The sequence below is a fragment of the Brevibacillus thermoruber 423 genome, assembly GCF_000454065.1.
Classification (GTDB): domain Bacteria; phylum Bacillota; class Bacilli; order Brevibacillales; family Brevibacillaceae; genus Brevibacillus; species Brevibacillus thermoruber.
The window spans coordinates 429,817-444,660 of sequence record NZ_ATNE01000001.1 but is presented as its reverse complement, the minus strand read 5'-3'; the positions used below and the strand labels follow the sequence as shown (position 1 = coordinate 444,660).

14 protein-coding genes are annotated in these 14,844 nt (G+C 60.7%); 12 read left to right on the top strand and 2 right to left on the bottom strand.

The window, feature by feature from the left end; all coding sequences use genetic code 11:
• Positions 1-25 precede the first annotated feature (25 nt).
• Together rpmI and rplT are read left to right on the top strand one after the other, a co-directional pair.
• Positions 26-223, top strand: coding sequence for a 50S ribosomal protein L35 (rpmI, locus tag M516_RS0102095; RefSeq protein ID WP_029097657.1), 198 nt, complete (start codon positions 26-28; stop codon positions 221-223).
• Positions 224-320: 97 nt separating this feature from the next.
• Complete coding sequence (rplT, locus tag M516_RS0102090; RefSeq protein ID WP_029097656.1) at positions 321-680, top strand: 50S ribosomal protein L20; 360 nt, start codon at positions 321-323, stop codon at positions 678-680.
• Positions 681-789: 109 nt separating this feature from the next.
• Here rplT and M516_RS25845 read toward each other — a convergent pair whose 3' ends face one another.
• A complete protein-coding gene (locus M516_RS25845; RefSeq protein WP_238550895.1) occupies positions 790-984 on the bottom strand; it encodes a putative holin-like toxin in 195 nt (64 codons plus the stop codon).
• 40 nt (positions 985-1,024) lie between these two features.
• Between M516_RS25845 and M516_RS0102080 the strand changes: the two genes are divergently transcribed.
• From M516_RS0102080 to M516_RS0102030, 10 genes are all read left to right on the top strand, one after another.
• Complete coding sequence (locus tag M516_RS0102080) at positions 1,025-1,726, top strand: phosphoadenylyl-sulfate reductase (RefSeq protein ID WP_029097654.1); 702 nt, start codon at positions 1,025-1,027, stop codon at positions 1,724-1,726.
• A gap of 20 nt (positions 1,727-1,746) precedes the next feature.
• Positions 1,747-2,907, top strand: coding sequence for a sulfate adenylyltransferase (sat, locus tag M516_RS0102075; RefSeq protein ID WP_029097653.1), 1,161 nt, complete (start codon positions 1,747-1,749; stop codon positions 2,905-2,907).
• Positions 2,908-3,618: 711 nt separating this feature from the next.
• Positions 3,619-5,355 carry a biosynthetic-type acetolactate synthase large subunit gene (gene ilvB, locus M516_RS0102065; RefSeq protein WP_029097651.1) on the top strand — a complete coding sequence of 579 codons (1,737 nt, stop codon included), beginning with the start codon at positions 3,619-3,621 and terminating at the stop codon, positions 5,353-5,355.
• Positions 5,356-5,856, top strand: a complete 501-nt coding sequence (ilvN, locus tag M516_RS0102060; protein WP_029097650.1) for an acetolactate synthase small subunit — start codon at positions 5,356-5,358, stop codon at positions 5,854-5,856.
• 61 nt (positions 5,857-5,917) lie between these two features.
• Positions 5,918-6,940 carry a ketol-acid reductoisomerase gene (gene ilvC / locus M516_RS0102055; RefSeq protein WP_029097649.1) on the top strand — a complete coding sequence of 341 codons (1,023 nt, stop codon included), beginning with the start codon at positions 5,918-5,920 and terminating at the stop codon, positions 6,938-6,940.
• A gap of 62 nt (positions 6,941-7,002) precedes the next feature.
• Entirely contained in the window at positions 7,003-8,535 is a 1,533-nt protein-coding gene (locus M516_RS0102050; RefSeq protein ID WP_029097648.1) for a 2-isopropylmalate synthase, read from the top strand.
• A 110-nt stretch (positions 8,536-8,645) separates the two neighbouring features.
• A complete protein-coding gene (gene leuB / locus M516_RS0102045) occupies positions 8,646-9,740 on the top strand; it encodes a 3-isopropylmalate dehydrogenase (protein ID WP_029097647.1) in 1,095 nt (364 codons plus the stop codon).
• Positions 9,741-9,941: 201 nt separating this feature from the next.
• Positions 9,942-11,336, top strand: a complete 1,395-nt coding sequence (locus tag M516_RS0102040) for a sodium:solute symporter family protein (RefSeq protein WP_029097646.1) — start codon at positions 9,942-9,944, stop codon at positions 11,334-11,336.
• A 224-nt stretch (positions 11,337-11,560) separates the two neighbouring features.
• Positions 11,561-12,544 (top strand): peptidylprolyl isomerase, encoded by a 984-nt coding sequence (locus tag M516_RS0102035; protein WP_029097645.1) that lies wholly within the window; start codon positions 11,561-11,563, stop codon positions 12,542-12,544.
• A gap of 58 nt (positions 12,545-12,602) precedes the next feature.
• Entirely contained in the window at positions 12,603-13,334 is a 732-nt protein-coding gene (locus M516_RS0102030) for an N-acetylmuramoyl-L-alanine amidase family protein (RefSeq protein ID WP_029097644.1), read from the top strand.
• A 56-nt stretch (positions 13,335-13,390) separates the two neighbouring features.
• Here M516_RS0102030 and M516_RS0102025 read toward each other — a convergent pair whose 3' ends face one another.
• A complete protein-coding gene (locus tag M516_RS0102025; protein WP_029097643.1) occupies positions 13,391-14,737 on the bottom strand; it encodes a TrkH family potassium uptake protein in 1,347 nt (448 codons plus the stop codon).
• Positions 14,738-14,844 lie beyond the last annotated feature (107 nt).

Genomic DNA, 14,844 nt, shown 5'->3' with positions numbered 1-14,844 from the left:
CGTTTAGGACAGGAGGATTTCTACCATGCCGAAAATGAAAACCCATAAAGGCGCAGCGAAGCGCTTCAAAAAAACCGGTAGCGGAAAGCTGAAGCGTGACCACGCCTACACCAGCCACTTGTTCGCCAACAAATCCACCAAGGCGAAACGCCATCTGCGCAAAGGCGCTCTGGTGTCCAAAGGCGACCAAAAACGTATCGAACAGCTCGTTACGTACCTGTAAGATTGTTTCGCACTACCACACACTATTACGCAGCATGCGCTCCCTAAGCGCCTCGTAAGCGGGGCCGCCATGCTGGAATGACCAGGAGGAATTACGTATGCCAAGAGTAAAAGGTGGCATTGTTACACGCCGTCGTCACAAGAAAATCCTGAAACTGGCGAAAGGATACTTCGGTTCCAAACACCGCCTGTTTAAATCCGCAAATGCGCAGGTAATGAAATCCCTGCTGTACGCATACCGTGACCGCCGTCAGAAAAAGCGCGACTTCCGCAAACTGTGGATCACCCGTATCAACGCGCAAGCTCGCCTGAACGGCCTGTCCTACAGCCGTCTCATGCACGGCCTGAAGGTAGCCGGCGTGGAAGTAAACCGCAAAATGCTGGCTGACCTGGCGGTAAACGACAAGGCTGCGTTCAACGATCTGGCAGCTCTGGCAAAAAGCAAACTGAACGCGTAAGCTTTCCGCTGCGCACAAAAAAGCATCCGAGCATTCGGGTGCTTTTTTTTATGCCCTGCCCGCCGCTGATACGACCTGAGACCTGGAAAAGTGCTGGCCGTGATTGGGTCTATATTCCCAAAACCATACAAACGATTTTTTCAGCCTTTTTTTGCGTCAAAGCAACGACAATCGCCACGACGAGACTCAGCAGGCCGATGATGAAACCGCCGAACTGAATCACAAGTCCGGCAGCGTTTTCACCTCGCTCATGGGTTCGGCGCTTCTTGGCGTGGACGACTCTCCACTTGCCTCGGCGGCTCATATGATGATGGGGTAACGCCTAGCAAGAAGGGAGAATCAGCATGAATCATCGCCGCAGGATTACGGATGATGAGTTGAACCTGACGGCCAGCCGATTGGAGAACGGGCGGCCCGAGGACGCTCTCGCATGGGCGGTCGAACAGTTTGGCGGCCGCGTGGCGCTGGCTTCCAGCTTCGGCGCGGAGGACGTGGTGCTGATCGACATGCTGCACAAGCTGGCGCCCGCCACCCCCGTGTTTTATCTCGATACCGGCCTTCACTTTCCGGAAACCTACGCCGTCCGCGACCGTCTCCGGGAGCGGTACGGGATCGAGTTTATCCGCGTGCTGCCGAAGCTGACGCTGGCCCAACAGGCGGAACAATACGGCGACAATCTGTGGGAGAGGGAGCCCAACCTCTGCTGCGGACTGCGCAAGGTGGAGCCGCTGGGCGGATTTCTCGCCGGGTATGACGCCTGGATCACCGGGATTCGCCGGGAACAGGCGCCGACGCGGGCCAGCGCGAAAAAGGCGGAATGGGACGAAAAGTTTCAGTTGGTCAAGGTCAATCCCCTCGCCGATTGGAGCCGCGAGCAGGTCTGGCAGTACATCCGCGAGCACGGCGTGCCGTACAACCCGCTGCACGACCGGAATTATCCCAGCATCGGCTGCCGCGTCTGCACGCGGCCCGTCCGCCCGGGAGAAGACCCGCGTGCCGGCCGCTGGTCGGGCTTTGACAAGACGGAGTGCGGATTGCACAAATGAATGCCAAGGGAGGAATGACCATGACCCATACGATTCTGCCGCACGGGGGCACGCTGGTCAACCGGCTTGCGGACGGTCCGGCGGGCGGCGGCGAGCGGCTGCGCAGTGTCACGGTCGATCGCTGGACCTTGTCCGATCTCGATTGTTTGGCAATCGGGGCGTTTTCTCCGCTCACCGGTTTTCTCGGGGAGCGCGATTACGACGCCGTCGTGGAGACGATGCGGCTGGCCGACGGGACGGTTTGGCCGCTGCCGGTCACGCTCGCCGTGGACGAGACGGAATACGCGGATGTCCGGGAGGGAGAGCGCCTGCTCTTGCGCGGAGAAGACGGGAAGGCGTACGCCGTGCTCACCGTGGAAAGCCGGTACCGGCCGGACAAACGGCGGGAGGCGGTGCGCGTCTTTGGCACCGAAGACCCGTCCCATCCCGGCGTGAACAAGCTCTTTGCAAAGCCCGCCCTCTATCTGGGCGGCCCGATCGAGCTCCTGCAGCGGCCGATCCCCCAGCGGTTTGCCGACTATTACTACACCCCGGCCCAGACCAGGGCCGCGTTCAAGGAAAAGGGCTGGAAGACGGTCGTCGGGTTCCAGACGCGCAACCCGGTGCACCGGGCGCATGAGTACATTCAGAAAACGGCGCTGGAAATCGTGGACGGGTTGTTCCTCAACCCGCTGATGGGGGAAACGAAGGCGGACGACGTGCCGGCCGCCGTGCGCATGGAGAGCTATCTGGTGCTGCTCCGCCATTACTATCCCCGGGAGCGCGTCTTCCTCGCCGCCTTTCCCGCCGCGATGCGCTACGCCGGTCCGCGGGAAGCGGTGTTCCACGCGCTCGTGCGCAAAAATTACGGCTGCACCCATTTCATCGTCGGCCGCGATCACGCCGGCGTGGGCAGCTTTTACGGAACTTACGACGCCCAGCACATTTTCTCCGCGTTTTCGCCGGGCGAGCTGGGCATCCAGCCGCTCTTTTTCGAGCACAGCTTTTACTGCACGGCCTGCCAGGGGATGGCCACGGCCAAGACCTGTCCGCACGGGGCGGAACGGCACGTGGCGCTGTCCGGGACCAACGTGCGGCAGATGCTGAAAAGCGGGCAGACGCCGCCGCCCGAGATTACCCGGCCCGAGGTGGCCCAAGTGCTGATCACCGGGCTGGCCGAATCGGGCCGCACCGAATCGTAAGGGCGCGGGGGCAGCCCAATCATCGAGGAAGCGGGTCCGGGGATTCCCCCCGGGCTTTTTTTGCTGATCCCGCAATCGCTCCCGTACAGCCGGGCCGCGTAAAAAGGAAACCGCACCGTGCTCATATCGGGGCTGCGTCAGAGGCAGGGTCCAGGTCGGCAAAGCGGAGACAAGGAACGGGTCCCCATGTATCCGCTTACACGAAAAAACCGCGCCGCTGCGCTGTTTTTGACTGAACATTCGTTCGGACAAAAGTCTGGCAAAATGTTTTTTATTTCGTTGACACCCCTTGGGCACGTGGCTATAATCAGACGTAACACTTTATTTTCTGATAACTTCAAAATTAGCAATATTGGCATAAACACAGGCTGTGACGAGGAAGGTGCCCGCCTCTTCTTTTACAGAGAGCCCAGGGAGCTGAGAATGGGTAAAGAAAGCGACCGCACTGCTCGCCTCCGAGCCGTCTTGCTGAACGTCGCTCCTCCGCGAGGATCAGTAGGCAAGGCCGTTTGACACCCGTTAGCGTGTTGCAGTCGATGAATGTGACTGGCTGAGATCGGCCGACCGTGAGGCGCCGATGAAGTTGGGTGGTACCGCGAACCCTTTCGCCCCAAGCAGACATGGAACCAAAACCGTGTCGGGGCGAAAGGGTTTTTCTATTAGCCAATAGGTTTTTTCAATATGGGCAAAGACATGGGAGGAGGAGAGAAAATGAGTGTTCAAATCGCCGAATTGCAGGGGAAAAGCGGCATGCCGCCGGTCCGGTTCGGTGAGGAGGTGACGGGGGCGGAGACGCTTCTGCGCTGTCTCATCCTGGAGCAGGTGGAGTACATCTTTGGCTATCCGGGCGGTGCGGTGCTGCCGATTTACGACTCCCTGTACGGCAGCTACTTCAAGCACATCCTGACCCGTCACGAGCAGGGCGCGATTCACGCGGCCGACGGGTATGCGCGGGCGACCGGCAAGCCGGGCGTCGTCATCGCCACCTCGGGCCCGGGCGCGACCAACCTGGTGACCGGCATCGCCACCGCCCAGATGGATTCCGTGCCGCTGGTCTGTATCACCGGCAACGTGCCCCAGCACCTGATCGGCACCGATGCCTTCCAGGAGGCCAACATCACGGGGATCACGATTCCGATCACCAAGCACAGCTACTTCGTTCGCGACGTCCGCGACCTGCCGCGCATCGTCAAGGAGGCGTTCTACATTGCCACGACGGGGCGACCGGGACCGGTCCTGATCGACATCCCCAAGGATGTGAGCAACGCCAGGGCGCCGTTCACCTATCCGGAAACGGTGGAGATTCGCGGCTACCGCGCGTCCCTGGTGCCGAGCGATGAAGACGTGCACGCGTTCGTCGCGGCGATCCGGGAAGCGAAGCGCCCGGTCATTCTGGCCGGCGGCGGGATCATCTCGGCGGGAGCCGACCGGGAACTGCTCGCCTTCGCGGAAAAGACGCGGATCCCGGTGATCAACACCTTCATGGGACTGGGCGGCTTCCCGGGCGTCCACGAATTGGCGCTCGGCATGCCGGGCATGCACGGCAGCTACACCGCCAACCAGGCGCTGCTCAACGCCGACTGTGTGATCGGCCTCGGCGCACGCTTCGACGACCGGATCACGATGGGGCGCACCAAGGAGTTTGCCCCCAAGGCACGAATCGTCCACGTCGACATCGACCCGGCGGAATTGGGCAAAAACGTGGCCACGGCCGTCATGGTGGCAGGCGACGTGAAGAGCACACTGCAAAAGGCGCTGCCGTTCGTCACCGCGTGCGACTCGGAAGCGTGGATCGCCCAGTTGAAACAGTGGCAGGAGCAGCATCCGTACCGCTACAAACACGACGATCAGGTGCTGAAGCCGCAGGCGGTCATCGAGCTCTTGTACCGTTCCACCAACGGGGAAGCGATCGTCACCACCGACGTCGGCCAGCACCAGATGTGGGTGGCGCAGTACTACAAGTTCAAGCACGCCCGCTCGCTCATCTCCTCCGGCGGCCTCGGCACGATGGGATTCGGCTTCCCGGCGGCGATCGGGGCACAAATCGCCCATCCGGACCGCACCGTCATCGCGGTGGTGGGGGACGGCGGCTTCCAGATGACCAACCAGGAGCTGGCGATTCTCGCCCAGTACAACACGCCGGTCAAGGTAGCGATCATCAACAACCAGTGCCTCGGCATGGTGCGCCAGTGGCAGGAACTGTTCTACGACAACCGCTACAGCCAGATCGACCTGACCTGCAGCCCCGACTTCGTCAAGCTGGCGGAAGCGTACGGCGTCAAAGGGCTGCGAGCTTCCACGCCGCAGGAGGCGGAAGCCGTCTGGGCGGAAGCGCTCCGGCATGACGGTCCGGTGGTCGTGGACTTCCGGGTGGCCCAGGAGGAAAACGTCTACCCGATGGTGGCGGCGGGCAGCACATTAGATCAAATGGTATTGGGGGACGAATAGATGCAGCGACATACGATTGCGGTACTCGTCAACGACTACCCCGGGGTGTTGACGCGCGTCGCCAATCTGTTTGGTCAGCGCGGCTTCAACATCGACAGCATCACGGTGGGCGCCAGCGAAGAGCCGGGCCTCTCCCGGATGATCATCACCACCGGGGGCGACGAACAGAAGATCGACCAGTTGATGAAGCAGTTGTCCAAACTGATCGACGTGATCTCCGTGACCAACCTGAGCGAGAATCCGTTCGTGTCGCGGGAGCTGGCGCTGATCAAGGTGAGCGCCACGCCGAGCCAGCTTGCGGAACTGAACGGCATCGTCGAACCGTTCCGGGCGGCGATCGTCGACGTCGGCCCCACCTCGCTGATCGTGCAGGTGACCGGCGATACGGAGAAAATCGATGCCCTGCTGGTGCTCCTGCAGAGCTACGGCGTCCTCGAACTGACGCGAACCGGCACGCTCGCGATGGCGCGCAGCGTGGTACCGTCGCCGGTGACCGTGTAAGCGGCAGCGGTCAAATTCAGAATAGTGATTCCATCTAAACATTTTTAAGGAGGCTATACACATGGTGAACATGTACTACGAAGCAGACGTAAACAAAGAGGCACTGCGAGGCAAGACCATCGCCATCATCGGCTACGGCAGCCAAGGGCACGCGCAGGCGCAGAACCTGCGCGACAGCGGCCATCAGGTGATCGTCGGCCTGCGTCCGGGCAAATCCTGGGACCAGGCGGTAAAGGACGGCTTCCAAGTGGTAACCGTGGCCGAAGCGGCCAGCCGCGCCGACGTGGTGCAAATCCTCATGCCGGATGAACGCCAGGCCCAGGTGTACCGCGACGAGATCGCGCCCAACCTGAAAGCGGGGGCTACGCTCTGCTTCTCCCACGGCTTCAACATCCACTTCGGCCAGATCGTGCCGCCGGCCGACGTCGACGTGATCATGGTGGCGCCGAAGAGCCCGGGTCACCTCGTGCGCCGCGTCTTCCAGGAAGGCTTTGGCGTGCCTGGCCTGATCGCAGTCCACCAGGATGCGTCCGGCCAGGCGAAAGAGACGGCGCTGGCCTACGCGAGCGGCATCGGCTGCACCAAGGCGGGCGTCATCGAAACGACCTTCCGCGAAGAGACCGAAACCGACCTGTTCGGGGAACAGGCCGTTCTCTGCGGCGGCGTCAGCGAACTGGTGAAAGCGGGCTTCGACACCCTGGTGGAAGCGGGCTACAAGCCGGAGATCGCCTACTTCGAATGTCTGCACGAGCTGAAGCTGATCGTCGACCTGATGTACGAAGGCGGCCTCGCCCGCATGCGCTACTCCATCAGCGACACCGCGGAATACGGCGACTACAGCACCGGACGCCGCATCATCACGGAAGAGACGCGAAAGGAAATGAAAAAAGTGCTCGCCGAAATCCAGGACGGCACGTTTGCCCGCAACTGGATCCTGGAGAACCAGGCAAACCGTCCGGCCTTCAACGCACGCCGCCGCCTGGAAGCGGAACACGGCATCGAACAGGTGGGCGCGAAGCTGCGCAGCATGATGTCCTGGCTGAACAACGAGACAAAAAAAGAAGAAGCGAAGGTCGGTCAGTAACAGCCTGCTGATCCGGCCGACAAATGCCCGGCAACGGGGAAACCAGTGGAGGTGGAGAGTTCATGCGGACCATTGAGATTTTTGATACGACATTGCGCGACGGGGAGCAGTCTCCGGGCGTCAACATCAGCACGAACGAAAAGGTGGAGATCGCCCTTCAACTGGAGAAGCTGGGCGTAACGAGAATCGAGGCGGGCTTTGCCGCTGCCTCCCCGGGCGATCAAAAGTCCGTGGCCGAAGTGGCAAAGCGGGTGAAGCATTCCACCATCGTCAGCCTCGCCCGTGCCGTCAAGGACGACATGGATAAGGCGTACGAGGCGCTGCGCCACGCGCAGGACGCCTGCCTCCACGTCTTTATCGCGACCTCGCCGATCCATCGCCAGTACAAACTGCGGATGAGCAAGGAGCAGGTGCTGGCGCGGGCGGTGGAGGCGGTCACCTACGCGAAGAAGTACTTTGCGCAGGTCCAGTTCTCTGCGGAGGACGCGGCCCGCACGGAGATCGACTTTTTGGCGGAAGTGGTGGAAGCGGTCATCAAGGCGGGCGCCACCACCGTCAACATCCCCGACACGGTCGGCTACATGACGCCGTACGAGTACGGCAACATCTTCCGCGAACTGCGCCAGCGCGTCCCCGGCATCGACCGGATCCGCCTGAGCTGTCACTGTCATGACGATCTCGGCATGGCCGTGGCCAACAGCCTGGCGGCGATTGAAGCGGGGGCGACCCAGGTGGAAGGCACGATCAACGGCATCGGCGAGCGGGCGGGCAACGCCGCACTGGAAGAAGTGGCGCTGGCGTTGGAGACCCGCAAGGACTTTTACCAGGCCACGACCAAGCTCAACCTGAAAGAGATTGCCCGCACCAGCCAACTGGTCAGCCGTCTGACCGGGATGATCGTACCGGGCAACAAGGCGGTGGTAGGGGCCAACGCGTTTGCCCACGAGTCCGGCATTCACCAGGACGGCGTCCTGAAAGAGGCGTCCACCTACGAAATCATCCGTCCGGAGACGGTCGGCTTCAAGTCGAACAAACTGGTGCTGGGCAAACACTCCGGCCGCCACGCCTTCAAGGAGAAGCTGGTGGAACTGGGCTACCACCTGGAACAGGACGAAATCGACGCCGCGTTTGCCGCCTTCAAGGAATTGTGCGACAAGAAAAAAGAGGTCAGCGACGACGACATCCTCGCGCTGGTTGACGCCAAGATGGTTCGCGGAACGGAGATGTACCGGCTGGAGTCGGTGCAGCTCTCCTATGGCAACATCTCCCTGCCGACGGCCAGCGTCAGACTGGTGCGGGCCGACGGTACGGTGTGCGAGGAAGCGGCGTGCGGCAATGGCTCCGTCGACTCGATCTACAAGGCGATCGACCGGGCGACAGGCGAAGAGGTCACCCTGACGGACTACAAGATCCTCTCCGTCACGCACGGCAAGGACGCGCTCGGGGAAGTATTCGTCCGCCTGCAGCAGGGGGACCTTACCGTCACCGGCCGCGGGGTCAGCACCGACGTGCTGGAGGCGAGCGCCATCGCGTATGTGCGGGCCGTCAACAAGATCCTGGAGCGCAAAGAGACGATGACGGTGGCCGCCAACTGACGGGGGCGGCAGGATAGGATGGAAGAGAAACCAAACAGGTTCGGAAAAAAAGAGTGTACAGAGGATCTATATATAATAGAAACAACTATACACAGAAAAGCGGGATGAAGATGAAGAAAACCTATCGCATCGCCGTTCTGCCCGGGGATGGAATCGGACCGGAGATCATGGAGGAAGCGGTCAAGGTCCTCGCCCTGGTGGCGGAACGGGAAGGAGTTACGTTTGAATTCAAGCACGGCCGGATCGGCGGAATCGCCATCGACACGGACGGCACGCCGCTGCCGGAAGAGACATTGACGATCGCCAAGGAGGCGGACGCGGTGCTGCTCGGCGCCGTGGGCGGTCCCAAGTGGGATCAGAATCCCGGCCATCTCCGTCCGGAGGCGGGGCTGCTCGGCATCCGCAAGGCGTTGGGGCTGTTCGCCAACATCCGGCCGGCGACGATGCACCCATCGCTGGTGGAGGCCTCCTCGCTGAAACCGGAAGTGGTCTCCGGCGTCGATCTGATCGTCGTCCGGGAGCTGACCGGCGGCATTTACTTCGGCGAGAAAAAGCGCTATGACGGGCCGAACGGCGAAGTGGCGGAAGACCAGTGCATCTACCACGAAGCGGAGATCGAGCGCATTGTACGAGTGGCTTTTGACATTGCCCGCAAGCGGCAGAAGCGCCTCGTCTCGGTCGACAAGGCCAACGTCCTGGAAAGCTCCCGCCTGTGGCGCAAGGTGACCGAACGCGTGGCGGCCGACTACCCCGATGTGGAGCTGTCCCACATGCTGGTGGACGCGTGCGCGATGCAGCTCGTTCGCGCGCCCAAGCAGTTTGACGTGATTGTCACGGAAAACATGTTCGGTGACATCCTGAGCGACCAGGCCGCGATGCTGACCGGCTCGATCGGCATGCTGGCGTCGGCCAGCCTGGCGGAAGGCAGCTTCGGGCTGTACGAACCGGTTCACGGTTCGGCGCCGGACATCGCCGGCCAGGGTATAGCCAATCCGCTGGCGACGATTCTCTCCGCGGCGATGATGCTGCGCCTCTCGTTCGGGATGGACGCGGCGGCGGACGCGGTGGAGCGGGCGGTCTGGTCGGTGCTGGAGGCGGGACATCGCACCGGCGACATCGCCGCCGACCGCAGCCGGGCGATCGGCACGGCGGAGATGGGCCGCCTGGTCCGCGAAGCGCTCCAAAGCCAAGCCATTTCCCGATAAGAACACAGAACCCAAAAAAGACCCTGTTTCTCCGTCCGACGGATTGGACGGAGGGCAGGGTCTTTCCTTACCACGATTGGCGGTTTGTTCTGTCCTCAGGCCGGACGGTTTCCACTTGTCACTGTACCCGTTCTCGTCATATACTACAATCATTCATAGAATGAGTCGCAATTTCGTGACTTGTGCAAAAGAGGTGGCATCGTGTCTTCGCTTGGATTTCTTCTCAGTTTTGTCGCCATTCTGGCGTGTACGATCGCTGCCGGCCTGATCGCCAAACGATCCGTTCGCCGCAGCAGCGACTTCAGCAACGCCGGCGGTTCCCTGTCGGCGGGGATGGTGGCCGGGGCACTCGTCGGCGGATTTGTCGGCGGCACGTCGATTGTCGGCACGGGCGAGCTTGCTTTCCGGCACGGACTGGCCGCCGTGTGGTTTACGCTGGGGGGCGGGGTGGCTGTCATCCTGCTCGGATTGTGTGCCGGCCGCTTTCTCCGACTGCAGGTGGAAACGCTGCCCGAACTGATCGGCACGCAGTATGGCGGACGGGCCCAGCTTGGGGCCAGCCTGTTTCTCTCGCTGGGGATGTTTATCCAGGTGATCGCGCAGTTGTTGGCCGCCCTGCCGTTTGTCTCCGTCTTCTGGAAGGCTCCGCTGCCGCTGCTGGCGCTGATTCCCGCCGCGCTGATCTTCGCCTACGTGCTGGCCGGGGGATTTATGGGAGCGAGTATCGTCGGCACGCTGAAAACGGTTATGCTGATCCTCCTCCTGCTGGGAACGGGTGCCTGGCTGTGGGGACAGTTGGGCGGAGAGACGATCGTCCGCTGGTGGCAGCAGGGGCGCCTTTCCCTGGTGGTTCCCGAGGCCGGGCTGGGATGGGTGCAGGGAGCGTCGATGATCGTGGGGATTTTTTCCACGCAGGCCTATCTGCAGCCCATCTTTGCGAGCCGCAGTGAACGAGAGGCGCGCAGCGGTTCTGTCGCGGCCGGTCTGGTCATCATCCTGATCGGCCTGGTCAGCGCCTGGATCGGCCTGTACATGCACGACACCCACCCCGAGCTGGCGCCGCGCGAGGCCGTTCCGATGTTTTTCCTGACCCATGCGCCGTCCTGGCTGGCGGGTGCCGCTTATGCCGTTATTCTCCTGTCCGTCGTGATGACCGGGGCGGCGCTTGCGCTGAGCATCGCCACGATCCTCAACCGGGATGTGATCCAGCGCTACACCGCCCGGTTCCGTTCGGAGGAGAGCAGGCTGCGCCTGTCCCGGGCGCTGATCCTGGGCGTCATCGCGGTCGCCTACGCGCTGGTCTGCCTGGACGAAAACGCGCTGATCTTGCACTGGGCGTTTTTGGCCATGACGCTCCGAGGCGTGACGATCTTCTTTCCGGTGCTGTTCTACCTCTTTCACATTTCGCCGGTGGAGCGGCGTTGGGCGGTCCTGGCGGTCTGGGGAGCGCCGCTGCTCGCGCTCGCCTGGGCGTGGTGGCTGTTGCCCGCGACCGGCATCGATCCGCTGTACGTGAGCGGTCTGTGGAGCGCGGCCGCACTGCTGGCCGGCCGCATGACCGCGCGAAAAACCCCGTCTCTTCGGCCGATGGGCTGAGGAGGGGGGCCACACCCGTTACAGGAACATGCAGCCTCTTCACGAGAAGAAGGCTGCATGTTCTGCTTTCGGAGGTGCGTCACCCTTTTCCGCCTCTAAAAAGAAGGAAAATAAACAATATTCAAAAATATGTATTCCTAAAATTGGAAACTTCTGTTACTATGGGATCGGGTATATTTTTACTGATTGCTTAATTTTATCCATGTCAGGGTGCAGGTGATCGGATGAAACCGCGCAAGAAATGGCTTCCTCTGTACGCGGCATTCCTGTCGCTGACAGCGATGCTGATCTACGCGATGGCGGTGTACCAGCCTCTTCTCTTTGTTGCCGGCGATCAAATCTTCCGCAAAGACGATTGGGAAAGGATCAAACCCCTCTATGTTCAAGGGAGGCCGCACACGCCGGAAGAGGAGGAAAGGCTGCTGGAACAGCGCAGTTTGGAAGAATTGGTTCTCTACAAGGGGAGACAAATGGGCGTCCAGATTGACCAGCGTTTCATCGACGAACACATGAAGCAGTTGGGGAGCACGAAAGAGGAGCGCGAACAAGCACTGCGGCAGATGAACATGACGGAAGCGGACAGCGTCACGAACATTCGGCGGGCTCTGATCGGGTTTGAAGTGAAGCGGAGGGTAACCGGGGAGATCACGGTGACCGAGGAAGAAGTGAACAGCTACTACCGGGACCACCTCGAGTCGTTTCGCATTCCCGAACTGCGCACCATCTATTACGTCCGGGCGGGACAAGATGACAAGCCGTGGATGGACAAGCTGAAAACCATCACCACAGAACGTTTTCCCTCCCTATTAAAAGAATACGGCAGCGACCTGGAGGGACGGGCCGGATTCTATGAATGGGTTTCGCAATCCGAGCTGTCCGCGAATGTCGGCGAAGCTGCTGCTGATGCCGTGTTTCGCTCGCCCGTGAAGCAGGTCGTCGGTCCGGTCGTCTACGAACAGTGGACGTATTGGTTTTTGCCGGTTGAGACGATGCCGGCCAAGACGCAAAGCCTTGCGGAAGTGAGGGGGAAGATCTACCGGGCCCTCTATCTGGAGAAAGAATCGGCGGTGTACGGGAAATGGCTGGAGGAGCAGAAAAGGGCAAATCCGTACCGGGTATTTCCGGAAAATTTGAAAAAGAATCGGTTTTGGGCGTTCTGGAGCGATCTGCCTGTACGGCTGCAGCTGTTTTTCCAACCGCCTGCGTAGTCTATCCGAGACGAAAAGTCGTTTCGTATAGAAAAAACCAGTAAAGGAGAGATTGGGTATGAAATGGTCAAAACTGCTGGTCTCCACACTCGTTGTGAGCAGTTTGGCGGCTGCCGCTCCCGCGTTTGCCGAGAGGGAAATCGCCGACGAACCCGCGTGGGACAGCGAGCCTGCCCCACACAACTACGACCCGCAAAAGCGGGAGGAAGCGGACAAGCGCGTCTTTGACAAGGAATCATTCCAACTGGCCGCCAATCCTGTCATCGTCATCGACCCCGGGCATGGCGGGGACGACCCGGGCGCGGTGGGCAACGGGTTGAAAGAGAAGGACTTGACGCTGGACATCGGTCTTCGGGCCAAGAACTACATTGTGGCCAATTATCCGGCCACGGTGTACATGACGAGAAGCTCCGACACAACCGTTTCGCTGTCCAGCCGGACGTCATTTGCCAACGCCCAGAATGCCGACTTCTTCGTCTCCATGCACATCAATGCCGCGACGGACGCTTCGGCCAACGGAGTCGAAACGTACGCGTACCCCGGATCGGTAAACGGCAAGCGATTGGCTACGGAAACGTACAACCAATTGAAAAGTTCCTTTGCCAATCCCAGAGGGGTGAAAGAATATGCGTACTACGTGCTGACCTATACCAACATGCCGGCGACACTGGGCGAGACCGGTTTCATCTCCAACGCATCCGACGCGTCCAAACTGGCGCAGAGCTCGTTCCGCCAAACGCTTGCCACCCAATACGCCAGCGGGATGCACCGTTACTGGTGGGGCTTCTAGAAAAAAGCAGGGCACCGTACAACTTCGCTGGTTGGACGGTGCCTTTCTTGCTGCGTTTACCCGATCATGATCTTGCCTTTCGGGTAGCGGTAGTATTCCTTTTGTTTCCGCTGGGCCAGGGCAAAGGCGATGGTCAGCGGCCCCACCCGTCCGGCAAACATGGTTAGCACGATCAGGATTTTGCCGATGGGCGACAGCATCGGCGTCAATCCCATCGACAGTCCCGTGGTGGCAAATGCGGACGTCACCTCAAAGAGAATCATCTGAAACTCCGCCCCCGCTTCGGTGATGGAGAGGGCCATGGTTACGGCCATCACGACGAACAGCCCGCTGATGGTGACCGTCAGCGATTTGTAAATCATGTGCGGCAAAATGCGCTGGCGGTAGAAGATGACGTCCTCTTTTCCCCTGATCTGCGCGATCACGGCCCCGATAAGCGTGGCAAACGTGGTCGTCTTGATCCCGCCGCCCGTCGACCCGGGAGATGCCCCGATGAACATCAGCACGATGATGAGGAACAGCGACGACTGCCGCATGTCGCCGATGTTCAGCGTATTGGAGCCGGCCGTGCGGGGCGTGATCGACTGGTACAGCGAGGCCAGCACCTTGCCCAGCGGGGAGAGCGGCTGCAGGGTTTTCGGGTTGGTGTACTCCAGCAGGAAAATCAGCACGGCCCCGACCGCAATCAGCGCGGCTGTCGTGGACAGCACCACTTTCGTGTGCAGCGACAGCCGATGGGTGCGGCGGTACTCGTACACTTCGCTGACGACGATAAATCCGATCCCCCCCAATACGATCAGCGAACAGACGACCAGGTTTACGACCGGATCTTCCACGTAGCGGGTGAGGCTGGAGAAGTCGCCCATCAGGTCAAAACCTGCGTTGTTGAAGTTGGAGATGGCGTGAAAGATTCCGAAATAAAAGGCTTTGCCGAGCGGCATGTCAAACGAGAACCGGAGGCCCAGGATCAGACCGCCGATGGCTTCGGTCAAGGCGGAAAAGATGATGATCATTTTGGACAGCCGTACGATGCCTTCGATCGAGACCAGATTGAGCGACTCCTGCAGCAGCAGGCGTTCGCGCAGCGAGATCCGCTTCCGCATCAGCAGGGCAAAAAAGGTGGCAACCGTCATGAAGCCGAGCCCGCCGACCTGGATCAGGGCGAGGATGACAAGCTGGCCGAACAGCGTAAAGGTCGTGCCGGTGTCCACCACCACCAGTCCGGTTACGCAGGTGGCCGACGTGGCTGTGAACAGCGCGTCCAGCCAGGGAAGCCCCTGTCCGTTGACGGTGGCGGCGGGCAGCGTCAGCAGCATGGTGCCCAGGAGAATGATCAGGGCAAAGCCAAGCACCAGCGTCTTGGGAGGGTCAAGGCGCAGGTTTTCCTTGAAGTTCTGAATCATGCGCAATCATTCCTCAATTTTGTCCGATTTTGGCGGGCCGCACAGGAGATTCTTTCCGTACTAGTATGTATGGCGTCAGATGCTGCAAGTATAATGGAGACCGCTGG

What these genes read in the sequence shown, in the direction of transcription:
- rpmI (WP_029097657.1), top strand. Translation starts at nt 26, where the DNA reads ATGCCGAAAATGAAAACCCATAAAGGCGCAGCGAAGCGCTTCAAAAAA.
- rplT (WP_029097656.1), top strand. Translation starts at nt 321, where the DNA reads ATGCCAAGAGTAAAAGGTGGCATTGTTACACGCCGTCGTCACAAGAAA.
- M516_RS25845 (WP_238550895.1), bottom strand. Translation starts at nt 984, where the DNA reads ATGAGCCGCCGAGGCAAGTGGAGAGTCGTCCACGCCAAGAAGCGCCGA.
- M516_RS0102080 (WP_029097654.1), top strand. Translation starts at nt 1,025, where the DNA reads ATGAATCATCGCCGCAGGATTACGGATGATGAGTTGAACCTGACGGCC.
- sat (WP_029097653.1), top strand. Translation starts at nt 1,747, where the DNA reads ATGACCCATACGATTCTGCCGCACGGGGGCACGCTGGTCAACCGGCTT.
- ilvB (WP_029097651.1), top strand. Translation starts at nt 3,619, where the DNA reads ATGAGTGTTCAAATCGCCGAATTGCAGGGGAAAAGCGGCATGCCGCCG.
- ilvN (WP_029097650.1), top strand. Translation starts at nt 5,356, where the DNA reads ATGCAGCGACATACGATTGCGGTACTCGTCAACGACTACCCCGGGGTG.
- ilvC (WP_029097649.1), top strand. Translation starts at nt 5,918, where the DNA reads ATGGTGAACATGTACTACGAAGCAGACGTAAACAAAGAGGCACTGCGA.
- M516_RS0102050 (WP_029097648.1), top strand. Translation starts at nt 7,003, where the DNA reads ATGCGGACCATTGAGATTTTTGATACGACATTGCGCGACGGGGAGCAG.
- leuB (WP_029097647.1), top strand. Translation starts at nt 8,646, where the DNA reads ATGAAGAAAACCTATCGCATCGCCGTTCTGCCCGGGGATGGAATCGGA.
- M516_RS0102035 (WP_029097645.1), top strand. Translation starts at nt 11,561, where the DNA reads ATGAAACCGCGCAAGAAATGGCTTCCTCTGTACGCGGCATTCCTGTCG.
- M516_RS0102030 (WP_029097644.1), top strand. Translation starts at nt 12,603, where the DNA reads ATGAAATGGTCAAAACTGCTGGTCTCCACACTCGTTGTGAGCAGTTTG.
- M516_RS0102025 (WP_029097643.1), bottom strand. Translation starts at nt 14,737, where the DNA reads ATGATTCAGAACTTCAAGGAAAACCTGCGCCTTGACCCTCCCAAGACG.